The 22,773-nt window shown below is 59.6% G+C and carries 21 protein-coding genes; 9 read left to right on the plus strand and 12 right to left on the minus strand.

Features of this window, described 5'->3' with window-relative positions:
• Positions 1 to 128: 128 nt before the first annotated feature.
• The 6 genes from spy to astC all read right to left on the minus strand — a co-directional run bounded on the left by spy (position 129) and on the right by astC (position 6,985).
• Positions 129 to 623 (minus strand): ATP-independent periplasmic protein-refolding chaperone Spy, encoded by a 495-nt coding sequence (spy, locus tag AC4IBF_RS12750; RefSeq protein WP_491462864.1) that lies wholly within the window; start codon positions 621 to 623, stop codon positions 129 to 131.
• 338 nt (positions 624 to 961) lie between these two features.
• Complete coding sequence (gene astE, locus AC4IBF_RS12755; protein WP_491462865.1) at positions 962 to 1,927, minus strand: succinylglutamate desuccinylase; 966 nt, start codon at positions 1,925 to 1,927, stop codon at positions 962 to 964.
• Positions 1,928 to 1,937: 10 nt separating this feature from the next.
• Complete coding sequence (gene astB / locus AC4IBF_RS12760; RefSeq protein ID WP_252092778.1) at positions 1,938 to 3,263, minus strand: N-succinylarginine dihydrolase; 1,326 nt, start codon at positions 3,261 to 3,263, stop codon at positions 1,938 to 1,940.
• Positions 3,250 to 4,737, minus strand: coding sequence for a succinylglutamate-semialdehyde dehydrogenase (gene astD, locus AC4IBF_RS12765; RefSeq protein WP_133294203.1), 1,488 nt, complete (start codon positions 4,735 to 4,737; stop codon positions 3,250 to 3,252). The genes astB and astD overlap by 14 nt, the downstream gene beginning before the upstream one ends.
• Entirely contained in the window at positions 4,734 to 5,768 is a 1,035-nt protein-coding gene (gene astA / locus AC4IBF_RS12770; protein WP_115874811.1) for an arginine N-succinyltransferase, read from the minus strand. The genes astD and astA overlap by 4 nt, the downstream gene beginning before the upstream one ends.
• A complete protein-coding gene (gene astC / locus AC4IBF_RS12775) occupies positions 5,765 to 6,985 on the minus strand; it encodes a succinylornithine/acetylornithine transaminase (RefSeq protein ID WP_248173545.1) in 1,221 nt (406 codons plus the stop codon). The genes astA and astC overlap by 4 nt, the downstream gene beginning before the upstream one ends.
• A 433-nt stretch (positions 6,986 to 7,418) precedes the next feature.
• Here astC and xthA point away from each other — a divergent pair, with 433 nt between their 5' ends.
• From xthA to AC4IBF_RS12805, 6 genes are all read left to right on the plus strand, one after another.
• The gene (xthA, locus tag AC4IBF_RS12780; protein WP_491462866.1) at positions 7,419 to 8,225 is read left to right on the plus strand and encodes an exodeoxyribonuclease III; all 807 of its coding nucleotides are present in this window, start codon (positions 7,419 to 7,421) and stop codon (positions 8,223 to 8,225) included.
• Between the two features lie 6 nt (positions 8,226 to 8,231).
• The gene (locus AC4IBF_RS12785) at positions 8,232 to 8,915 is read left to right on the plus strand and encodes a TVP38/TMEM64 family protein (RefSeq protein ID WP_133294201.1); all 684 of its coding nucleotides are present in this window, start codon (positions 8,232 to 8,234) and stop codon (positions 8,913 to 8,915) included.
• Between the two features lie 15 nt (positions 8,916 to 8,930).
• Positions 8,931 to 10,091, plus strand: a complete 1,161-nt coding sequence (locus tag AC4IBF_RS12790) for an ABC transporter substrate-binding protein (RefSeq protein ID WP_133295419.1) — start codon at positions 8,931 to 8,933, stop codon at positions 10,089 to 10,091.
• A complete protein-coding gene (locus tag AC4IBF_RS12795; RefSeq protein ID WP_136194706.1) occupies positions 10,064 to 11,593 on the plus strand; it encodes an ABC transporter permease family protein in 1,530 nt (509 codons plus the stop codon). The genes AC4IBF_RS12790 and AC4IBF_RS12795 overlap by 28 nt, the downstream gene beginning before the upstream one ends.
• Entirely contained in the window at positions 11,593 to 12,213 is a 621-nt protein-coding gene (locus AC4IBF_RS12800) for an ATP-binding cassette domain-containing protein (protein ID WP_133294199.1), read from the plus strand. The genes AC4IBF_RS12795 and AC4IBF_RS12800 overlap by 1 nt, the downstream gene beginning before the upstream one ends.
• A 73-nt stretch (positions 12,214 to 12,286) precedes the next feature.
• Positions 12,287 to 13,594 carry a sulfurtransferase gene (locus AC4IBF_RS12805; protein ID WP_136194705.1) on the plus strand — a complete coding sequence of 436 codons (1,308 nt, stop codon included), beginning with the start codon at positions 12,287 to 12,289 and terminating at the stop codon, positions 13,592 to 13,594.
• On the opposite strand, the gene AC4IBF_RS12810 is transcribed toward AC4IBF_RS12805, so the two are convergent.
• Positions 13,591 to 14,208, minus strand: coding sequence for a CDP-alcohol phosphatidyltransferase family protein (locus AC4IBF_RS12810; RefSeq protein WP_136194704.1), 618 nt, complete (start codon positions 14,206 to 14,208; stop codon positions 13,591 to 13,593). The two genes, AC4IBF_RS12805 and AC4IBF_RS12810, sit on opposite strands and share 4 nt — an antisense overlap.
• Complete coding sequence (locus AC4IBF_RS12815) at positions 14,201 to 14,770, minus strand: carboxymuconolactone decarboxylase family protein (protein WP_136194703.1); 570 nt, start codon at positions 14,768 to 14,770, stop codon at positions 14,201 to 14,203. Before AC4IBF_RS12815 ends, AC4IBF_RS12810 begins: the two co-directional genes overlap by 8 nt.
• 75 nt (positions 14,771 to 14,845) lie before the next feature.
• Between AC4IBF_RS12815 and AC4IBF_RS12820 the strand changes: the two genes are divergently transcribed.
• Positions 14,846 to 15,262 carry a pyrimidine (deoxy)nucleoside triphosphate diphosphatase gene (locus tag AC4IBF_RS12820; RefSeq protein ID WP_136194702.1) on the plus strand — a complete coding sequence of 139 codons (417 nt, stop codon included), beginning with the start codon at positions 14,846 to 14,848 and terminating at the stop codon, positions 15,260 to 15,262.
• Here the strand turns inward: AC4IBF_RS12820 and AC4IBF_RS12825 are convergent.
• On the minus strand, positions 15,222 to 15,500 hold the full coding sequence (locus AC4IBF_RS12825; protein WP_115874800.1) for a DUF1496 domain-containing protein: 279 nt from the start codon (positions 15,498 to 15,500) through the stop codon (positions 15,222 to 15,224). The two genes, AC4IBF_RS12820 and AC4IBF_RS12825, sit on opposite strands and share 41 nt — an antisense overlap.
• 229 nt (positions 15,501 to 15,729) lie before the next feature.
• Between AC4IBF_RS12825 and gdhA the strand changes: the two genes are divergently transcribed.
• Positions 15,730 to 17,073, plus strand: coding sequence for an NADP-specific glutamate dehydrogenase (gdhA, locus tag AC4IBF_RS12830; RefSeq protein WP_491462867.1), 1,344 nt, complete (start codon positions 15,730 to 15,732; stop codon positions 17,071 to 17,073).
• A 25-nt stretch (positions 17,074 to 17,098) separates the two neighbouring features.
• Here gdhA and AC4IBF_RS12835 read toward each other — a convergent pair whose 3' ends face one another.
• The 3 genes from AC4IBF_RS12835 to AC4IBF_RS12845 form a co-directional block, all read right to left on the minus strand.
• Entirely contained in the window at positions 17,099 to 19,006 is a 1,908-nt protein-coding gene (locus AC4IBF_RS12835) for a DNA topoisomerase III (RefSeq protein ID WP_111965584.1), read from the minus strand.
• Positions 19,007 to 19,010: 4 nt separating this feature from the next.
• On the minus strand, positions 19,011 to 20,054 hold the full coding sequence (selD, locus tag AC4IBF_RS12840; RefSeq protein WP_008500702.1) for a selenide, water dikinase SelD: 1,044 nt from the start codon (positions 20,052 to 20,054) through the stop codon (positions 19,011 to 19,013).
• A gap of 116 nt (positions 20,055 to 20,170) precedes the next feature.
• A complete protein-coding gene (locus AC4IBF_RS12845) occupies positions 20,171 to 20,722 on the minus strand; it encodes an NAD(P)H nitroreductase (RefSeq protein WP_143344991.1) in 552 nt (183 codons plus the stop codon).
• 167 nt (positions 20,723 to 20,889) lie between these two features.
• On the opposite strand from AC4IBF_RS12845, the gene sppA reads away from it, so the two are divergent.
• Positions 20,890 to 22,746 carry a signal peptide peptidase SppA gene (gene sppA / locus AC4IBF_RS12850; protein ID WP_491462868.1) on the plus strand — a complete coding sequence of 619 codons (1,857 nt, stop codon included), beginning with the start codon at positions 20,890 to 20,892 and terminating at the stop codon, positions 22,744 to 22,746.
• The last annotated feature ends 27 nt before the right edge of the window (positions 22,747 to 22,773 follow it).

Here is a 22,773-nt window from a genome sequence, read left to right on the forward strand (position 1 = left end):
TGCGACTACAGGAGCATACCGCGCTGGCGGCGGCAGACAAGAGGGCAGGAAAGAAAAACCGCCGGTCCTGTCCACAGCGATTGCGCTTTTGTGGACAGGATCCCGGCGGTCTTAAGAGAGTGAACCGATTATTCGGTTGGTGCTGGCATTTTACCTTCCATCGCCGGACGTTCTGTCAGACGCTTCTCAAAATTCGCATTAAATTGTTTTTTCTGTTCCGGGGTCAGAATGTTGTAGATCTTGTTCTGGGTTTCCATGTGAGCCAGCATGCGGGCTTTGTGCTGCTCGGCCATTTTGTCGATCTGCGCTTCGGCTTTCGCCTTATTGAAGCTGTCGCTGGCGATGATGTCATGCATCGCACGACGCTCTTCAAGCGGTGGACGTTTCATCTGGTCGCGTTCGCCTTTTCTGATGTCGCGGATCTGCTGCTTCTGCGCATCCGTCAGGTTGAGATCCTTAAACATCATCATCTCGTTGTGCATACCCGGACCTTTATGATGCATCATCATTTTGCCTTCAGCAGACGCGGCAGGTGTGGTGGTCGCAGTATCTGCGGCGAACGCCATGCTGGTAGCGCCCAGAGCCAGGGTAGAAGCAACAAACAGTGCAGTAAACTTACGCATAATTTATTTCCTTTCTTTCAGTTATTCTTCGGCGCTATGCCGTGTTGACGAGATTAACTTTACGGGGTTTATCGTCAATTAGTCAGAGCAACGGTAAAACAATGAAAGTGTAAAAAACAAATTTTCGCCAAATGTGGAGGAAATAAGGATAAAGCGTGGAGAGTTGCAACCAAAAATATTCAATACGATGATTTTAAAGCGATTTTGCAGAAGTATAACGGAGTGAAGGTGAATAATAAAGCAATTCACCAGGAATATTCTGCAAAACACGTTCACGCGCTTTAATTGCTAAGAAAAGGTATTTAACTTCCCCTCCCGGATGATGAGAGGGGAAAGGTTCAGGATATTTTTTCCAGCATCAGCCCGGCCCGCAGGCCAAACGCGACGGTTGGGTTAGGGAATAAAACATACTCGGTGGTTTTCTGCACCTCGTAACGTTCCTCGCCATCCTCGGCCAGCAGCGCCCCTTTGCGAAACGGCGTGAAGTTTAGAGTATGCGCGGCCATATGGAGCAGGAAGGCGTCGCTGCGCCGCGTGATCTGCTGTACGACCCGATACCGCTCGACGGGCAGATGCGTATGCTCGGGAGCCGTTCCGCCCAGCAGCGCCCGAAGGGCGAGATGCGTTGGCGCAAAGCGGGTAAGATCGTTTTGCCCAAACGGCAGCGCTTTCCCCAGCTCCAGCGTACAGGACAACGCGCCAAAGTGCTCACAGGTGAAGTGCGTAAAGGTTCCGCCCGGCGACTGGTGAAACACCAGTGCCTCCAGCCCGGCGTCTCCCAGCCAGCTCAGGAAATCTTCCTCCCACGGCTGATTGCGCTGCGGCAGAACGCCGAAGCGAACGTGGTAGGACGCGCGAATTGCCGTGTGCAGATCCAGATGCCAGCGCACGGGTCCCGCAGCGTCAAAAAACGGGGCCACGATGTTCTCCAGCCACTGTGCCCGCGCCGTTTCGTCACTCTGCGGAAACTGCGACCAGCGCCCGCCGAACATGCGGTTGATATCGCTGACCAGATACCGTTTGTTTTGCGCCAGCGCAGGCGGATTGCCGAGCACCACCAGCACGCGGCACTTCAGGGTAATCTCATCGCGATACAGCGCGCGCAGCAGCAGATCGACAATCTCAACGGGCGCCGTTTCATTCCCGTGGATACCCGTTGAAAGCAGCAGCGAGAGATCGCCTTTTGCTGTCGGCGTCAGCTCAAGCATCCCGCGGCCAAGCCACCGCCAGCGAAATGAGGGGCCCTCCCCCTCTTTCTGTTCCGGTGTCTCATCGGCCAGGGTCAGCGCCAGTAAATTTTCCATATCCACTCCTTCAGCGCTGGAACGGGTAAACCGATCCCAGCTGCAGGATTGCCGATAACGCGTCCAGCGCCTCGCGTCCTTCACGCAGAAGCTGCGGGTCAACCAGATCCGCCTGCGTTAACCGATCGCGATAGTAGCGATCGACCCAGTCATTCAGCCGCGTAAAGAGCGTATCGTTCATCATAACCGCCGGATTCACCGCCTTCATTTCGTCCTGGGTCAAGACCACGCGCAGACGTAAACAGGCGGGACCACCGCCGTTGGCCATGCTTTCGCGCAGGTCAAACACGCGCAGTTCGGAAATGGGGTTATCGGCCTTCACCAGCTCGGTCAGATAGCGCCACACGCCCTGATGATCGCGGGACTCCTGCGGCAGAACCAGCATCATGCTGCCGTCATCGCGGCTGAGCAGTTGGCTATTGAACAGATACGTTTCTACCGCATCCTGCACGCTAACCGCCTCCGTTGGCACCTGGATTGGCGTGAAGCCACGCACGCGCTCATGCAGCGTGGCGAGCAGTTTCTCCTGATGGGCAAACGCCTGCTCGTGGCAGAACAGCACCTGGCGGTTAGAAACGGCGATCACGTCGTTATGGAATACGCCCTGGTCAATCACATGCGGGTTCTGTTGGGCAAAAACCACCTGGGAAGGATTCACCTGGTTCAGGCGGGCAACCGCCTGGCTGGCCGCCAGCGTCTGACGCGCAGGGTAACGAGTTGGCGCGGCGTGGCCCCCCTCTTCTCGCCCGTAGATAAACAGCTGCAGGCCCGGATCGCCATAATCGCCCCCCAGGCGGTTATGGTTGGCCGCGCCTTCGTCGCCGAACATCGCCACCTGCGGCAGGGCCTGATGCACCGCAAAATGGGCGTCCTGGTTGAAAATGGCGCGCAGCACGCGCTCGGTGGTTTCCGCTTCGGTGGCGCGGTGAAACTTGTTATTCAGGTTCGCCACCGTCAGGTGGACTTTGCCATCCAGCGTATCGGCTGACGGCGCGACGGTTGCCGCGTTGGCGACCCACATCGAAGAGGCGGAGCTTGCCGCCGAGAGCAGGTGCGGCGTCTGCGTACCCGCTTTTTCAACTACCTGCTCATCGGTGCCGCTAAAGCCGAGCTGGCGCAGCACCGCCACGTTCGGACGCTCCTGCGGCGGGATCACCGCCTGCGGGAAACCGGCATCCGCCAGCGCTTTCATCTTCAGCAGCCCCTGTTTTGCCGCCAGCTTCGGGTTGGAAACCTGAAAGCGGTGCTTCGTCGAGGCTTCATTACCAAAAGAGAGACCGGCGTAGTGGTGCGTCAGCCCCACCAGCCCGTCAAAGTTGACTTCACGCGCTTTCATGACGGTCCCCTCCGGTAAAGTCCAGCCCCGGATTAAGCGTCTCCGGCAGCGTCAGCGCCGGGGTTTCCAGGCTCGCCATCGGCCAGGCACAGTAATCGGCGGCATACCACGCGCTGGCGCGATGGTTGCCCGATGCGCCCACGCCGCCGAACGGCGCGGTGCTCGCGGCCCCGGTCAGCGGTTTATTCCAGTTCACAATCCCGGCGCGCGCTTCCAGCAGCAGCCGATCAAACTTCTCGCGATGAGGCGAAATCAGCCCGCTCGACAGGCCGTAGCGGGTGTTATTGGCCATCGCAATCGCCGCATCAAAATCGTCGTAACGCCAGACGCACAGCAGCGGACCAAAGACCTCTTCATCCGGGACGTTGCTCGCGCCACTCATCTCTACGATGCCCGGCGTCAGCAGCGAGGTTCCCGGCTGAACCAGCTTCGGCTCCAGCAGGGTTTTCGCGCCGCGCGCGACGTGGTCCTGCCAGGCCTTCAGCACGTTCAGCGCGGCCTGTTCGGAAATCAGTCCGCCGATAAACGGCTGCGGATCGGCATCCCACGCGGCTGGCACCAGGCGCGCGCTTACCTCTACAAGACGTTTCAGGAAAGCATCCCCCTGCGCACCTCTTTTCACCAGCAGACGGCGGGCACAGGTGCAGCGCTGTCCGGCGGTTATAAAGGCGGACTGAATCGTCAGGTGCACCGCGGCGTCAATATCATCCGGGTCTTCCACAATCAGCGGGTTGTTGCCCCCCATCTCCAGCGCCAGAATTTTTTCCGGCTGCCCCGCCAGCTGGCGGTGCAGCTGATAGCCCGTCCCGGCGCTGCCGGTAAACAGCAGGCCGTCGATATCGCTCAGCGCGCTCAGCGCCTGACCGGTTTCCCGTCCGCCCTGCACCAGGTTTAGCACGCCCGGCGGCAGGCCTGCCTGTTCCCACAGCTTAACCACCGCTTCGCCGGTTAATGGCGTGAGCTCGCTCGGTTTGAAGATGACGGTATTGCCCGCCAGCAGCGCGGGCACAATGTGCCCATTCGGCAGATGCCCCGGGAAGTTGTACGGACCAAACACCGCCAGCACGCCGTGCGGACGGTGGCGCAGCGTGGCCGCGCCGTCCGGCATGTCGGTGTGCTGTTCGCCGGTACGGGTGTGGTACGCCTTCACCGAAATGGCGATTTTGTTGATCATCGCCGTCACTTCGGTTGTCGCTTCCCAGCGCGGTTTACTGGTTTCAGACGCGATGATGCGCGTCAGTTCGGCCTTGTTTGCCTCCAGCAGCCCGGCAAACTTTTCAACAATTTCCTGGCGCACGGCGAAAGGCTGTTTTGCCCACGCCGGAAACGCGCGGCGGGCGGCATGGCAGGCTTGTTCCACCTGCGCGGCGCTGGCGTCATTCCCCTTCCAGAGCGCCTCTTTTCCTACCGGATTGGTCTTTACGCGCTGTTCGCCTTCGCCCGTGACCCAGTCACCGTTAATCCATAATGTCATGCTGTTTTCTCCTCAGGGCAGAGACGCACCAGGCGAACCGTATCGCCGGCGTTACATTTCAGGGCATCCAGTTCTGCAGCCGTCAGCACCAGACGTTCACATTTGGGGTTGGTACGCACCAGCATGGCGCGGAAGTTGGCATAATTTTCGTTCGCCACCAGGCACGCCGGCCAGTCGCCCGGCGCGGGCTGGCCTTCAGAGACCTCAACCAGCCGGCTCTTACGGATCGCGCGCACGCGGTCGATATCGCACTCAAGCGTAGGCCCGCCGTCAAAGATGTCGACATAGTTGCGGTAGCGGAAGCCTTCTTTCTCCAGCACCGCGCGGGCGGGTGCGGTTTGCGGATGCACTTCGCCGATCACCGCCTGTGCTTCCGGGCTGAGGAAATGGGTATAAATAGGATGCTTCGGCATCAGTTCGGCAATAAAGGCTTTCTGGCCGGTGCCGCAGAGATAGTCCGCCCGGCTGAACTCCATCGAGAAGAAGCGCTCGCCCAGGCTCTCCCAGAACGGTGAGTAGCCGGTGTCGTCGATCACGCCGCGCATCTCCGCAACCACTTTTTCGTTAAAGCGATCGCGGAAGGCGGCCATAAACATAAAGCGCGATTTGGAGAGCAGATAGCCGTTGCCCTCTTTTCGCCACGCCGGGTCGAGAAACAGCGTGCAAAGCTCGCTGGCGCCCGTGTGGTCATTGCAGAGAAACAGCGTGGGCAGCGCGTTATAGACGTTAAGCTCTTTCGAGGCGTGAACCATGGTGCCGACGCGGTAGTTGTACCACGGATCGTTAAGCCCGACGGCCACTTCAATGGCGCAGATCCCGGCCACGGTTCCCGTGTCGGTGTCTTCCAGCACGAACACATACCCCTGTTCGCTTTTTGGCAACGTCCCCTGCCAGGTTTGCAGGGCGCGCTCAATGCGCGCCGACAGCGTATTTTCATCGGCAGGAAGCGAGGTCAGCCCGCCTCCCGTCTTACCGGCAAGCTGCATGAGCCCGGCGAGGTCGCCGCGCTCAACGGGACGGATGACCATCATGATGACACCCCGGATTTCACTTTTTCACACGCCAGCGCAAAGCGGTCCAGACCGGTTTGCACCTCTTCCTCGCTGACGATCAGCGCGGGAGCAAAACGCACTACGTTGGCACCGGCAATCAGCACCATCACGCCCACTTTTGCCGCTTCCTGTGAAATAAGTTTAGCTTTCCCGGCAAACTCAGCTGTGAGCTCGCAGCCGATTAACAGCCCCAGGCCGCGGATCTCTTTAAACAGCCCCGTTTTGCCGTTGATGGCGTTCAGACGCTCAACAAACCAGTCGTGGCGCTGCTTAACGCCCTTCAGCACCTCAGGGGTGTTAATGATGTCGAGCACCTGCCCGGCGACGGCGGTGGCCAGCGGGTTGCCGCCGTAGGTGGTGCCGTGGGTGCCGACGGTCATCACGCTGGCGAATTTATCGGTGGTCAGCGTCGCGCCAATCGGGAAGCCGCCGCCCAGCGCTTTGGCGGTCGAAAGCACGTCCGGCGTGACGCCGTAGTGCATATAGGCATACAGCTCGCCGGTGCGGCCCACGCCGGTCTGGACTTCGTCGAAAATCAGCACCGCGTTATGACGATCGCACAGCTCGCGCAGCCCCTGCAGGAATTCCTTTTTCGCCGGAAGCACGCCGCCCTCGCCCTGCATCGGCTCGACGATCACCGCGCAGGTGGTGTCGTTAATCAGCTCGCTGGCGGACTGCAGATCGTTATAAATACCGTGACGGATATCCGGCGGCAGCGGGGCGAAATCCTGCGAGTATGAAGGCTGGCCGCCCGCGCTGACGGTAAAGAGCGTGCGCCCGTGGAAGGCATTTTTAAACGCCACGATGCCGCTCTTGTGGGTACCAAATTTATCGTGCGCATATTTGCGCGCCAGCTTCAGCGCCGCCTCGTTGGCTTCCGCCCCCGAGTTACAGAAAAAGACCTTCTCCGCAAACGTCGCGTCGATCAGTTTTTTGGCCAGGCGCAGCGCGGGCTCGTTGGTAAAGCCGTTGCCGGTATGCCAGAACTTCGCCGCCTGGTCATTGAGCGCCTGACGCAGCGTCGGGTGCGCATGACCCAGCGCGTTGACCGCAATCCCACCGGCAAAGTCGATATACTCTTTACCCTGCTGATCCCACAGGCGCGAGCCTTCCCCACGAACCGGAATAAAAGCCGCCGGAGCGTAAACCGGCATCATCCATTCATCGAAATTTTCACGCGTAATTGACAGAGACATAGCGACCTCATCCGGTAAATAAAAGGTTATTTGAATGTTAAATAATTGAGTGTTTGCACTGTGAATGTAGATTGCAGCCTTCGTGCCAGCCAGCGATAAAATTGCATAAACGAGTTGAGGTAACAGAATATCAATAAGTTACAATATGGAGTTATTCACCTTTAGTGCATAAAAAGTGAATATTTTTACGACAAGCGGCGCTTTGCCGCATGAAAATCAGAAAGAGTATGCACAGGCCAAATATAATTCTGGAATTGTGATCGCTCGCGAAATTTATCGGTCATTTACGCCCTGTTTGAGGGCGAGGCGCGTCAGAATGGTGCAAATATTGCACCACCGGCATTATCTGTTGCAGTTATTGGCCGAAGCCGGTAACAGTTGACGCAAATTCTGCTACCATCCCTGCACTATTCACCTTGCACTGGCAGCGACTATGAAATTTGTCTCTTTTAATATCAACGGCCTGCGTGCCCGCCCTCATCAGCTTGAAGCTATCGTTGAGCAACATCAGCCAGATGTGATCGGCCTGCAGGAGACAAAGGTTCACGACGACATGTTCCCCCTCGAAGAGGTGGCGAAACTCGGCTACAACGTCTTTTATCACGGCCAGAAAGGTCACTATGGCGTCGCGCTGCTCACCAAAGCGCCGCCGGTTTCCGTGCGTTGCGGCTTCCCCGGCGACGGTGAAGAAGCGCAGCGCCGCATCATCATGGCGGAAGTCCCTTCCGCGCTCGGAAATATCACGGTCATTAACGGCTATTTCCCGCAGGGTGAGAGCCGTGACCATGAAACAAAATTCCCGGCTAAAGCCAAGTTTTATCAGGATCTGCAGGACTACCTGACCACCGAACTCAAAAAAGAGAATCCGGTGCTGATCATGGGCGATATGAATATTAGCCCGACGGATCTCGATATCGGTATTGGCGAAGAGAACCGCAAACGCTGGCTGCGCACCGGCAAATGCTCCTTCCTGCCGGAAGAGCGTGAGTGGATGGAGCGCCTGCTGGGCTGGGGCCTGGTGGACACGTTCCGCAACGCCAACCCGGAAACGCAGGATCGCTTCTCCTGGTTTGACTACCGCTCAAAAGGCTTTGACGACAACCGCGGCCTGCGTATCGACCTGCTGCTGGCCAGTTCGCCGCTGGCAGAGCGCTGCATCGAAACCGGGATCGACTACGACATCCGCAGCATGGAAAAACCATCTGACCACGCGCCGGTGTGGGCTAAATTCAAGCTGTAATGACGCGTGAATATTCCAAAAACACTCTTCCTGTGCGCCCTTCTGGGCGCATTTATGTTGACGTTTGTCATGCTTTCCCCGGGAACCCTCTCCCTGGAAGGGATTAAAACCCACCAGCAGGCACTCCTCTCCCATGTTGACCACGCGCCGCTGCGCAGCGCGCTGACCTTTTTTGCGATCTATGTGGCGGTCTCCGCCCTCTCGATTCCCGGCGCGGCGATCCTCACCCTGCTGGGCGGGGCGTTGTTTAGCCTGTGGGAAGGCACCGTGCTGGTCTCGTTTGCCTCCACCCTCGGGGCGACGCTTGCGATGCTCGCAAGCCGTTATCTGCTGCGCGACTGGGTTCAGCAGCGGTTTGCTCAGCAGATGAAAACGGTAAACGCTGGTATGGCGCGCGACGGCGCGAACTTTCTTTTTGCCCTGCGCCTGATGCCGCTGTTCCCGTTTTTTCTGGTGAATTTGCTGATGGGGCTGACCCGCATGGGCGTCTGCCGCTACTGGTGGGTCAGCCAGGTCGCCATGCTGCCCGCCACGATTATCTTTCTGAACGCCGGGCGCGAGCTGGGAAAAGTGACTTCGCTGCGCGATATTTTGTCGCCGGGCATGCTATTCGCCTTTACACTACTGGGGTTATTACCGCTGGTCACCCGCCGGCTGTTTTCCCGTTTTCTCCCGTCTGCTAAAAAGTGAGGCATTATGCGCCGTGTGCGTTTTTGCACGTTTCTGACCGGTCTGCTGCTGGCAGCCCCCCTATTTGCCGCCAACGGCTGGCAGGCCATTCAGCAACAGGCTAAAGGCCAGACCGTCTGGTTTAACGCCTGGGGCGGCGATCCGGCGGTCAACCGCTATCTGGAATGGGTCAGCGATGAGATGCAAACGCACTATGCCATTACCCTCAAAATCGTCCCGCTGGCGGATGCTGCCGACGCCGTAAAACGTATTCAGACCGAAGCCGCCGCGGGGCGTAAGACCAACGGCTCGGTTGACCTGCTGTGGATTAACGGCGAAAACTTCCGCACGCTGAAAGAGGCGAACCTGCTGCAAACCGGATGGGCGCAGACGCTGCCAAACTGGCGCTATGTTGATACCCGCAAACCGGTCACGGAAGATTTTGCCGTCCCAACCGACGGGGCGGAATCGCCATGGGGCGGCGCGCAGCTGACCTTTATCGCCCGCAAGGCCAGCATGCCGACGCCGCCTGTGGATCCTCAGGCGCTGCTGGCTTACGCGCAGCAGCACCCCGGCAAGATCAGCTATCCGCGCCCGCCCGATTTTACCGGCACGGCATTTCTTGAGCAGCTGCTGCTGACGCTGACCGTTCACCCGGACGCGCTGCAAAAGGCTCCCGATAGCACCTTTGCCGAGGTGACGGCACCGCTCTGGGATTATCTGGACAAACTCCACCCGCAGCTGTGGCGCGAAGGGAAAGATTTCCCCCCTTCCCCTGCACGGATGGATGCCCTGCTTGCCAGCGGCAGCCTGAACCTGTCCCTGACCTTTAACCCGGCCCATGGTCAGCAAAAAATAGCGAGCGGCGAACTGCCTGCCGACAGCTACAGCTTTGGTTTCCAGAGTGGGATGCTAGGTAACGTCCATTTTGTGGCGATTCCGGCCAATGCCGGCGCCAGCGCGGGTGCAAAAGTGGTCGCTAATTTCCTGCTGTCACCGCAGGCGCAGATCCGCAAGGCCGACCCGGCCATCTGGGGCGATCCGAGCGTGCTGGATGCCAAAACGCTGCCCGAAGGTGAAGCCAAACAGCTGCTGGCCCACACGCCTCAGGAGTTGCCGAAGGTGCTTGCAGAGCCGCAGTCCGCCTGGGTGAACGCGCTGGAGCAGGAATGGCTGCGTCGTTACGGCACCCGCTGAGCGGGCTAGTCTGGCTGGCGATGGCGGTAATTTATCTACCGCTCCTGCCCGCAGGCGCCATGCTGTTGGCACCGGCGTTTTCGTTGACAAACTGGCAGCGGCTGGTGAACGATCCGCAACTCCCGCAGGCGGCCGTCGCCACGCTGGTCTCAACGCTCATCGCCACGCTGGGGGCGTTGCTGATTGCCCTTTTCCTCGTCAGCCTTTTATGGCCCGGTAAGCGCTGGCGCCGTCTCACTACCCGCCTGCCATGGCTACTGGCGATCCCCCATGTGGCGTTCGCCACCGGCGCATTACTGCTTTTTGCCGAGGGCGGTCTGTTTTATCAGATCTGCACCGTCTGTTCGCCGCCGTTTGACCGATACGGCACCGGGCTGGGCCTGACGCTCGCGGTCAAAGAGAGCGCGTTTGTGCTGTGGGCGATTTACGCCGTGCTGCCGGAGAAGCGGCTCGCGCAGCAGAAGATCGTCCTGCAAACCTTTGGCTACGGGCGTTTTCAGACGCTCAGTTGGCTGATTCTCCCGGCCATCGCGCCCGTTCTCGGGGCGGTGATGCTGGCGGTGCTGGCGTGGTCGCTCTCGGTCGTGGACGTAGCGATCGTTCTCGGGCCCGGCAACCCGCCTACCCTGGCCGTGCTGGCCTGGCAGTGGCTGAGCCAGGGCGACGCGCAGCAGCAGGCAAAAGGGACGCTGCTGTGCCTGCTTCTCCTTCTGCTGCTGTCCGCGCTTGCCGCCCTCGGGTACGGCCTCTGGAAAGCATGGCGTCGCACCATTCCGGAAGTCGCGGGGACGCGTCCCCGGTCTCAGCGCCTCCTGCCTGAGCGAGCACTGAGCGGGTTCCTCCCCGCGTGCGGCGTGCTGTGCGCCGTGGTGCTGTTGATGCTGGCGCAAAGGAATGACGTTGGCCCGGTGGGAAGCAGCCTTTCCTTCGGTCTGCTTTCAGCCTTGATTGCCCTGGTCGTCGGCTTGCTCTGGCTGGAATGGGGTCCGCAGCGTGGCACGCTGTGGGTATGGTTACCGCTCGCCCTTCCGGCCCTCCCGCTCGTCACCGGTCAGTATGCGATTGCGTTGCACCTGGGCATCGACGGGCACTACGCCGCCGTGCTCTGGAGCCACCTCCTGTGGGTATTGCCGTGGACGCTGCTGGTGCTGCAGCCCGCCTGGCGGCGGATCGATCCCCGGCTCATCCTCACCGCCAGAACGCTCGGCTGGCGACGGGGAAAAATATTCTTGCTGCTGAAATGTCCCCTGCTGGTGCGCCCTGCGCTGCTGGCCTTTGCCACCGGCTTTTCCGTCAGCATGGCGCAATACATGCCGACGCTCTGGCTCGGCACCGGGCGTTTCGCCACCCTGACCACCGAAACCGTCGCGCTCAGCAGCGGGGGCAGCATCCCGATCCTCGCTAACCGGGCGCTGGGACTAATGCTGGTCACGGGCACGGTGTTTGGTCTTGCTGCCCTGTTGTCCCGGCTCGTAGGCCGCTACCGACAAGGATTACGTTAATGCTGAAGGTAAACAATCTCACCGTCGAACCGCTTTTCCGCGAGGTCAGTTTTTGCGTGCCCCGCGGGGAGATCGTCACCCTGATGGGGCCGTCCGGCAGCGGAAAATCGACCCTTTTTGCCTGGATGGTCGGCGCGCTGTCAGACGATTTCCAGGCGCGGGGCGAACTGTGGCTGGACGCGCGTCGCTGCGACGGTCTCCCCGTGGAATCCCGCGGGCTGGGTATTCTCTTCCAGGACGCGCTGCTGTTCGAACAGTTCAGCGTCGGGCAGAATTTGCTGCTGGCGCTGCCCGAGCGCATCACCGGACGCGCGCGTCGGGAAGCGGTCGAGCAGGCTCTGAATTCCGCGGGGCTGAGCGGTCATTACGCCAGCGACCCGGCCACCCTTTCCGGTGGGGAGCGCGCCCGGGTTAGCCTGCTGCGCGCCCTGCTCGCGGAGCCGCAGGCGCTGCTGCTGGATGAACCGTTCGGGCGCCTCGATAAAGCGTTACGAGCCTCATTTCGGGCATGGGTGTTTGACGCCGTCCGCGCGCGCAATATTCCAGTAGTGCTGGTCACGCACGATGAGGACGATATTCCGCCCGGCGGCAAGCTGATTGAGATTTCTCGCTGGCAATAATGTGCTAACGCAATGTTTTACGTTTCGGGAGAGACGACAATGCACCCCTCTTTTATTGACGTCAGGTTATTCGATGAAACGTGTTTCTCAACTGACCGCGCTGGCCCTGCTCTGCGGCCTCGCTTCTTTTTCCTCTCTGGCGGCTGATATGCCCAACGCCATCACGCTGTCTCAGCTTCAGGCGCAGCACGGCACGCCTGTCGACACCCGCGCCAGCGCGTTTTATAACGGCTGGCCGCAGACGCTCAGCGGCCCCTCCGGGCATGAACCCGCCGCACTCAACCTTGCTGCCGCCTGGCTTAGCGCAATGAGTGACGAGCAGCTTGCGCTTTGGGCAAAACAGCATCAGTTGCCCCCTGCGACGGCCATCGCCCTGTACGGTGACGATAGGGATAACCTGGCGGTGAAAGCCCGTCTGGAGAAAGCAGGATATCGCCACGTTTCGCTGCTCAGCGATGCTCTGCAGACCCCCGGCCGCCTTCAGCGTCTGCCGCACTTTGAACAGCTGGTTTACCCGGAGTGGATCCATCGCCTGCAACAAGGGGAACGTATCACCGCGGCACCATCAGCCGACTGGAAGATTATAGAAGCCGGCTGGGGGGGGCCTAAATTTTATCTGCTCGGCCATATTCCCGGGGCGGGCTACATCGATACTAACGAGGTTGAAAGCGAACCGCTGTGGAATAAAGTTTCTGACGACAAGCTGAAAGCGATGCTGGAGAAACACGGGATCCGCCATGACACTACCGTTATTCTGTATGGTCGCGACGTTTACGCCGCCGCCCGTGTGGCCCAGATAATGCTCTACGCCGGCGTGAAAGATGTACGTCTTCTGGACGGCGGCTGGAAGGCATGGTCTGATTCGGGACTGCTGGTACAGGGCGGAGTGCCCGGCCCCGTCAAACCCGCCCCCGATTTTGGCGCGCCGATCCCCGGCCAGCCGCAGCTGATGGTGGATATGGAACAGGCGCGCGGCATGCTGCACCGTCAGGATGCCTCCCTGGTCAGCATTCGCTCGTGGCCGGAGTTCATCGGCGAAACCAGCGGCTACAGCTACATCAAGCCAAAAGGTGAAATTGCCGGTGCCCGCTGGGGTCACGCGGGCAGCGATGCTACCCACATGGAGGATTTCCATAACCCGGATGGCACCATGCGCAGCGCGGACGATATCGCCGCCCAGTGGAAGCGCTGGAATATTCTGCCGGAACAGCACGTCGCGTTTTACTGCGGCACCGGCTGGCGGGCGTCCGAAACCTTTATGTACGCCCGGGCGATGGGCTGGAAGAATGTCGCCGTCTATGACGGCGGCTGGTACGAATGGAGCAGTCATCCGCAGAACCCGGTCACCAGCGGAGAGCGCGGGCCAGAGAGCGCTCTCTAAGGGTTGAGTGACTTCAGCGTAACATAGCCGCTCCAGACGCGCGTTGTGGTGGTCAGCCAGCACAGCGCGCCGAATACCCACGCGAACAGCGTAAAGTGCGCCGGGAAGAGGCAGCACAGCACGAACAGCGCGATGGTCTCCGTTCCTTCCGTTAACCCACCGATGTAATAAAACGACTTGTGCGCATAGCCGGGGTTGTCGATGTCGTGCTTTGCGGCCAGCGTCGCAAACGCCAGAAAACTGCTGCCGGTCCCGATAAACGCAAACAGCAGCCAGGCAGCCGCCAGCGCATTCTCTGCCGGAGCAGCCAGCGCAAAGCCAAACGGCACCAGGGCGTAGAAAAGAAAATCGAGCGAGATATCGAGAAATCCCCCCGCATCGCTCAGCCCTCTGCGGCGCGCCAGCGCCCCGTCCAGCCCGTCCAGCAGGCGGTTAAGCACGATGGCGACCAGCGCCGCCGGATACCAGCCGAGGGCCAGAAACGGCAGCGCCAGCACGCCGATGGCAAACCCTGTCAGGGTCAATCCGTCGGGCGTAATGCCCGGTCGGTCCAGCACGGAGACCATAAAATTCAGAGCGGGTTTTATCCGAGGGTGAAGATGGCGATCAAGCATGAGGCGTCTCGTTAAATGTGGCGCACAGCCCCTGCGCCGGAATATCCAGCGCGGCGTTAAAGCGGGCGGAGAGATTCTGAAAGGCAATGAGCGCCGTCATCTCGGTGATGGCGTCATCCGTAAAGTGGCGCTTCAGCGCCGCTCTGATGGCCTCATCCGCCCGGGGCGGGGTGGCGGTCACCGCCTCGGCGTAGGCCAGCGCCGCGCGCTCCTGCTCCGTGAACAAGGCTGAATCCTGCCAGTCGCTCACGGCCTGCACCTTATCCAGCGCCCCGCAGCGCTCGGCCAGCCGCAGGCTGTTGGCATCAATACAGAAAGCGCAATGGCAGAGCTGGGATACCCGCGTCATGAGCAGCGAACGAAGAACGGGCGTCAGGCGCGCGCGACGACGCTCCAGAAAACCGACGAACAGCGCCACCAGCCAGAACAGACGCGGCATGCGCCCCCACCAGCGCGTGGGATTTAGCACGGCGCCAAAATGCTTTTTTTGCATCACGGCAATGGGTTTAAGGCTGGCGGGAAGGGATTCGATAGGGGCAACCCAGGCGGTAGTCTCTTTCACCTGATTCTCCTGATAGCTGGACTCTGAGAAAGGGCACGATAATATGTCTTTTTTCGCCATCAATTATTGACGACCATGCTGAAAACACTCGATGTCGTTGCCGCCATCATCGAAAAAGACGACAAAATTTTACTGGCACAGCGCCCTGCCCACGCCGACCAGCCGGGCATGTGGGAATTTGCAGGCGGCAAAGTCGAGGCGGGTGAAACCCAGCCCGAGGCGCTTATCCGCGAGCTGCGTGAAGAGTTGGGTATTGAAGCGCTGCCCGCGCAATACGTGGCAAGCCACCAGCGCGAGGTCTCGCAGCGGTTAATCAACCTGCACGCCTGGCACGTTCCTGCGTTTAGCGGTGCGCTCACGGCGCACTACCACAGCGCGCTGGCGTGGTGTACGCCGGAAGAGGCGTTCGGCTACACCTTAGCCCCCGCGGATATTCCCCTGCTGGAAGCGTTTATTGTTTTACGCGACGCCAGACCAGCGGGTTCGTGCTGATGGCGCGCTCGTCGCGCTGGCACTGCAGCAGAATGCCGTCCGCTTTCACCACGGCGCCTTCCGAGTAGTTCTGATTCTGATAGATGCAGCACTGATTACAGGGCTGCACCGTTTGATTCTGGCCGCTGGAGCTAAACACTTCCGGCGGCACATTCACTTCCACGTCCGGACGAATGCGGTCAGCCTGCGCGCCAGCGGTGAAGATCAGACATAACGCGGTTAATAGATAACGTTTCATAGACACATCTTCCTGTTGTTCCCTTGATAATGACTATAACGGTAAACCCGCGCGGAACCTTTAATTTATCTCGTCATCGCTTTTGGTTATGACGCCCGCGCTCTCATTAATTTCCCTTTCGTCCTAAATTTCTGCTTGCCAGACAAAGCAGTACGGGTGTTATAGTCAAAAAAACAACACAAATCGCATAAGTCATATACAAACATTATTATAAGAGGTTCTTATATCTATGGATCAGACACGCTCTCTGGAAAGTTTCCTTGCCCACGTTCAGCAGCGCGACCCGCACCAAAGCGAGTTCGCGCAGGCCGTGCGTGAAGTGATGACCACCCTGTGGCCCTTCCTTGAACAAAACCCGCGCTATCGCCAGATGTCTTTGCTCGAACGCCTGGTCGAGCCAGAGCGCGTGATCCAGTTCCGCGTGACGTGGGTTGACGATCGCAATCAGGTGCAGGTTAACCGCGCGTGGCGCGTACAGTTCAACTCGGCCATCGGCCCGTTTAAGGGCGGCATGCGTTTCCATCCGTCCGTGAACCTGTCGATTCTGAAATTCCTCGGCTTCGAGCAGACCTTTAAAAACGCCCTCACCACGCTGCCCATGGGCGGCGGGAAAGGCGGCAGCGATTTCGACCCGAAAGGCAAAAGCGAAGGTGAAATCATGCGTTTCTGCCAGGCGCTGATGACCGAACTCTATCGCCATCTTGGTCCTTACACCGACGTGCCTGCCGGTGATATCGGCGTGGGCGGGCGTGAAGTAGGCTTTATGGCCGGGATGATGAAAAAGCTCTCCAACAACAGCGCCTGCGTCTTTACCGGTAAGGGGCTGTCGTTTGGCGGGAGCCTGATCCGCCCGGAAGCGACCGGGTACGGCCTGGTTTACTTCACCGAGGCCATGCTCAAGCGCCACGGTTTAGGCTTTGAAGGCATGCGCGTCGCGGTGTCCGGCTCCGGTAACGTGGCGCAGTACGCGATTGAGAAAGCGATGCAGTTTGGCGCTCGCGTGGTAACCGCCTCTGACTCCAGCGGAACGGTGGTGGATGAAGCGGGCTTCACGGCAGAGAAGCTGGCACGCCTGTGCGAAATTAAAGCCAGCCGCGATGGCCGTCTTGCAGATTATGCCCGGGAGTTTGGCCTGACGTATCTTGAAGGGAAACAGCCGTGGGGCGTGCCGGTGGATATCGCCCTGCCGTGCGCCACGCAGAACGAGCTGGATGCAGACGCCGCGCGCACGCTGATTAGCAATGGCGTGAAGGCGGTAGCCGAAGGGGCGAACATGCCGACCACAATCGAAGCGACGGATCTGTTCCTGGAAGCGGGCGTGCTGTTTGCACCGGGCAAGGCCGCTAACGCGGGCGGCGTGGCGACGTCCGGCCTGGAGATGGCGCAAAACGCCGCGCGTCTCGGCTGGAAGGCGGAAAAAGTGGATGCCCGCCTGCATCACATCATGCTGGATATTCACCATGCCTGCGTGGAGTACGGCGGCGAGGCATCGCAAACCAACTACGTGCGCGGGGCGAATATCGCCGGATTCGTGAAGGTAGCGGATGCGATGATTGGGCAGGGTGTGATTTAAGGTTTATAGCGTGCGGCCGGGTGTATCAGGCCGCGCTCTTTTTCTTTTTAAACGGTTTCTTCGCGCCACCACCGGGTGCAACCATCCCTCTGAACGTTTTCACCGGCGTGCTGCGCGCCTGATCGATCAGCTGGTAAAGCGTCCCGACCAGCGGCTGCATAAAGTCCTGATAGCGACACTGCTTCTCGCTGATCTGCGTCAGCACCGATTCCCAGTGCGCGGTCATGTCCGGCCTGGCGGCCAGCTCCGGCAGGGAATGAATCAGCGCGCGTCCCGGCTCGGTCGAATGGATATAGCGCCCCTTCTTCTCAAGAAAACCGCGCTTAAAGAGCAGCTCGATGATCCCCGCTCGCGTCGCTTCCGTACCCAGACCGTCGGTGGCGCGCAGGATCTTCTTCAGATCTTTATCCTGCACGAACCGTGCGATCCCGGTCATCGCCGACAGCAGCGTCGCATCGGTGAAATGGCGCGGCGGCTGGGTCTGGCGTTCCACCACTTCCCCTTTTTCACACAGCAGCTCATCGTCTTTAGCGACGACGGGCAGCGGCGTGCCGTCGTTCTCCTCGTCACGCTCTTTGTTCCCCAGCAGGGTACGCCAGCCTGCTTCCGCGAGGAAACGGGCTTTGGCGATAAACTTCCCTTTTGCGATTTCCAGCTCGATCACGCATTTGCGGAACACCGCGTCCGGGCAGAACTGCATCAGGTACTGACGAGCGATCAGGTTGTAGACCTTCGCTTCGTTATCCGTCAGGTTGACGCTGCTGGCGCGCGCCGTCGGGATAATCGCGTGGTGGGCATCGACTTTTTTATCGTCCCAGCAGCGGTTATGGGTATCCGGATTCACCGCCGGCTGCGGGAGCAGATCCGGCGCGTGCACGCTGATGGCGTTCATCACCGAATGACGACCGGCAAAGTGCTCTTCCGGCAGATAGCGGCTGTCCGAACGCGGATAGGTGATCAGCTTGTGGGTTTCATAGAGCTTCTGGCAGATATCCAGCACGTTCTGCGCGCTGAGGCCAAAGCGCTTCGCGGCCTCAATCTGCAGGGCCGACAGCGAGAACGGCAGAGGCGCGGGTTCTGATTCCCGTTTATCGTTATAGCTGGTGACGATAGCGGGCTGTCCGGTAATGCGGTTAACCACATGCTCCGCCAGCGGACGGTGCAGCAGACGCCCCTCTTCATCCTGATACGACTCGCAGGCATCGCTCGGCTGCCAGACTGCGGTAAAGCGCTCGTCTTCAGGCGTGACGATATGCGCTTTCACCTCAAAGAAATCTTTGGCGACGAAGTTTTCAATCTCTTCATCGCGACGCACGACCAGCCCCAGCACCGGCGTCTGCACGCGCCCCACGGAGAGCACGCCCTGATAGCCCGCGTTGCGCCCGAGGATGGTGTAGGCACGGGTCATGTTGATACCGTACAGCCAGTCCGCGCGGGCACGCGCGAGCGCCGAGACGCACAGCGGAATAAACTCGCTGTTGGCGCGCAGGCGCGAAATGGCTCGCTCCACCGCCTGCGGGTTGAGGTCGTTGATCAGACAGCGCTGCACCTGCTGGCGCTTTTCCGGCGCCAGCTCCAGATAGTCCAGCACCTCATCCACCAGCAGCTGTCCTTCCCTGTCCGGGTCACCCGCGTGCACGATTTCATCGGCTTCATGCAGGAAGCGCTTGATCACGTTGAGCTGTTTGGTCACCGAAGGTCGGGGCTGCAGGCGCCATTTTTCAGGCACGATGGGCAGATCGTTCAGGTTCCAGCGGGCGTAGCGGCTGTCATAGACATCCGGCTGCGCCTGCTCAAGCAGGTGACCAATACACCATGTGACCACCTGCCCGTTACCGCATTCGATAAAGCCGTCGCCTTTGCGATGCGGCTTAGGCAGCACGTCGGCGATGGCACGGGCCAGGCTCGGCTTTTCGGCAATAAACAACCGCATCGAATTAACGGATCTCAATCATCGGACGACCGCCGCGCGCGGTCACCAACTCGCCGATCGCCGTCAGGGTAATGCCGAACTCGGCGGCCGTAGCCTGAACCTCGGCTTCGGATTCCGGCGTCACCGCCAGCAGCAGGCCGCCGGAGGTTTGCGGATCGCACAGCAGGTTGCGCCACTCCTCAGGCATTTCGCCCATCAGGTGACCGTAGCTGGCGAAGTTACGCTGGGTACCGCCCGGAACCGCGCCCTGAGCAATATACTCTTCCACGCCCGGCAGCTTCGGCACGTCCTGATACCAGACCTGCGCCTGCACGCCCGCGCCCTGACACACCTCGGAGAGGTGTCCCAGCAGACCAAAACCGGTCACGTCGGTCATCGCCTTCACGCCGTCGATATTGGCAAACGCCGCACCGGCGAGGTTCATCTGGCACATGACTTCGGTTGCCAGCCCTTTGTGCTCCGGTTTCAGCAGGGATTTTTTCTCGGCGGTGGTCAGCACGCCAATGCCCAGCGGCTTGGTGAGAAACAGCTTGCAGCCCGCCTGCGCGGTGCTGTTGCGCTTCACGCGTTCGGTCGGCACCACGCCGGTAACGGCCAGGCCGAAGATAGGCTCCGGCGCATCAATAGAGTGACCGCCGGCCAGCGCAATTCCCGCCTGCTGGCAGGCGAAACGGCCGCCATCAATCACTTCACGGGCCACTTCCGGCGGGATGGTGTTGATCGGCCAGCCCAGAATGGCGATCGCCATAATCGGCTTACCGCCCATTGCGAAGATATCGCTGATGGCGTTGGTGGCCGCAATGCGTCCGAAGTCGAACGGGTTGTCGACAATCGGCATAAAGAAGTCGGTGGTGCTGATAATGCTGGTGCCGTTACCTAAGTCATAAACCGCTGCATCGTCACGCGTTTCGTTGCCGACAAGCAGGTTCGGGTCGACAAACTTCGCCTGTTCGCTGTGCAGGATGGTCTCCAGCACTTTCGGGGAAATTTTACAACCGCAACCGGCTCCGTGGCTGTACTGCGTTAAACGAATGGTTTGCTCGCTCATGGACGTCTCCTGTCATCTCAATCGCGCTATGGTAGCGCTCATTCCATAAAGAGGTAAGTATGACTGTCTGAATTCTGCGGCAGATGCTCAGAATCCAGACAGTTTAGCGCGCGTTATCAGAAACGGCTGACGAAAGGCGTGGTGTCCGGCACGCTGATGGTGCTGGAGGCTTTAAGCTGCGGAGTACCGAGATAGAGGAAGCCGACAATTTTGTCATGCTCGCCACAGGAGAATCCTTCCCGTACGGCTGCGCTCTCCGTCAGCGGCCCGGTGCGCCAGATGCCATTGAAGCCCTGCGCGACGGCGGCCATTTGCATCGCCATTACCGCACAGCCCGCGGACATTTCCTGCTCCCAGACCGGCACCTTATGGTCGGCCTGGCATTTCGCCACGACAGCAATAATCATCGGTGCACGGAACGGGGCATTGCGCGCCTTGTCGATGCCCTTCTCATCCTGCCCGGCGGCCACCGCACCCTGCTCCAGCAGCTGGCTGAAACGATCGCGGCCTTCGCCTTCAATTACAAAGAAGTGCCACGGCTGCAGTGTGCCATGATCGGGGGCACGCATGCCGGCACGCAGAATGTTCTCCAGCTGCTCGCCTGCCGGGGCAGGTTCGGCCAGACGGGAAGCGCTACGGCGGTTAACAAGCAGTTCGAGTGCGTCCATTGGTTAACTCCTTTCTTGAAATTTACTCACAAAATTAACACGACGGCAGATTTTGTTACAGCCTGGCAGGCGATTCCTGCTGACAAGTGGCGGTTGGGTCATTACGATAACCCAACATTACCGTCCAGTGGCGACGGAAACAGTCATTTTCTGGTTAGGGAGAATACATGCGAACCCTTTGGCGAATTATTGCCGGTTTCTTTAAATGGACGTGGCGACTGCTCAACTTCGTCCGCAACCTGGTGATGAACATCTTCTTCATCCTGCTGGTTCTGGTTTGCGCGGGTATCTGGATGCACATCAGCAACGCGAATCAGGCGCAGCATTCGACTCGCGGGGCGCTGTTACTCGATATCACCGGCGTTATTGTTGATAAACCTTCCGCCAGCAGCCGTCTGGGCGTAATCAGCCGTCAGCTGTTTGGCGCGACATCAGACCGCCTGCAGGAAAATTCCCTGTTCGATATCGTCGATACCATCCGTCAGGCCAAAGATGACCGCAACATCACCGGCATCGTGCTGGATCTGAAAGATTTTGCCGGTGGCGATCAGCCTTCCATGCAGTACATCGGTAAAGCGCTGCGCGAGTTCCGCGACAGCGGCAAGCCGGTGATTGCCGTGGGCGACAGCTACAGCCAGGGGCAATATTATCTGGCGAGCTTCGCCAATAAGATCTGGCTCTCCCCGCAGGGCACGGTCGATCTGCACGGCTTTGCCACCAACGGCCTGTACTATAAATCGCTGCTCGACAAGCTGAAGGTCACCACCCACGTCTTCCGCGTCGGCACGTATAAATCCGCCGTGGAGCCGTTTATCCGCGACGATATGTCCCCTGCCGCCCGCGAAGCAGATAGCCGCTGGATTGGCGAGCTGTGGCAGAACTATCTCGGCACCGTTGCCGCTAACCGTCAGATTACGCCTGAGCAGGTGTTCCCTGGCGCGCAGGGCGTGCTCGAAGGCCTGCGTAAGGTTGACGGTGATACCGCAAAATATGCGCTCGATAACAAACTGGTTGATGCTCTGGGCACAAGCGCCGAGATTGAAAAATCCCTGAGCAAACAGTTTGGCTGGAGCAAAGAGGACAAAAATTACAGCGCCATCAGCATGTATGATTACTCGACGAAAAAATCGGATGAGAACGGTGACAGCGTCGCGGTGGTCTTTGCCAACGGTGCGATCATGGACGGTCAGGAGACCCCGGGAAACGTGGGCGGCGATACTACCGCGTCGCAAATCCGCGATGCTCGTCTCGATCCGAAAGTGAAGGCAATTATCCTGCGGGTCAACAGCCCTGGCGGCAGCGTCAGCGCCTCAGAGGTGATCCGTGCTGAACTGGCCGCGGCCCGCGCCGCAGGCAAGCCGGTCGTCGTCTCAATGGGCGGAATGGCCGCCTCCGGAGGTTACTGGATCTCCACGCCAGCCAACTACATCGTGGCTAACCCAAGCACGCTGACCGGCTCGATTGGCATCTTCGGGGTGATCAACACCGTGGAAAACAGCCTGGATTCTCTGGGCGTGCATACCGATGGTGTAGCAACCTCTCCGCTGGCGGATGTGTCGGTGACCAAATCCCTGCCGCCGGAAGTTTCTGAGATGATGCAGCTCAGCATTGAGAACGGCTATAAACGCTTTATCACCCTGGTCGCGGACTCGCGTAAAAAGACGCCTGAGCAGATCGACCAGATTGCACAGGGCCACGTCTGGACCGGCCAGGATGCGAAGAGCAACGGTCTGGTCGACAGTCTGGGTGACTTCGATGACGCGGTGAAGAAAGCCGCCGAACTGGCGAAGCTGAAGCAGTGGCATATCGAGTATTACCAGGACGAACCGTCGTTCTTCGATATGGTCATGGACAGCATGTCCGGCTCGGTACGTGCCATGCTGCCGGAGGCGCTGCAGGCTTACCTGCCTGCGCCTGTCGCCACGGCGGCAAAAGCGATGAAGGCAGAAAGCGATAAGCTTGCGGCCTTTAACGATCCACAGAGTCGTTACGCGTTTTGCCTGACCTGCGCTAACGTCCGTTAAAAACCGTCCCCTCTTCCCGCGAAGAGG

This window comes from Enterobacter sp. Taxon_8, assembly GCF_058354585.1.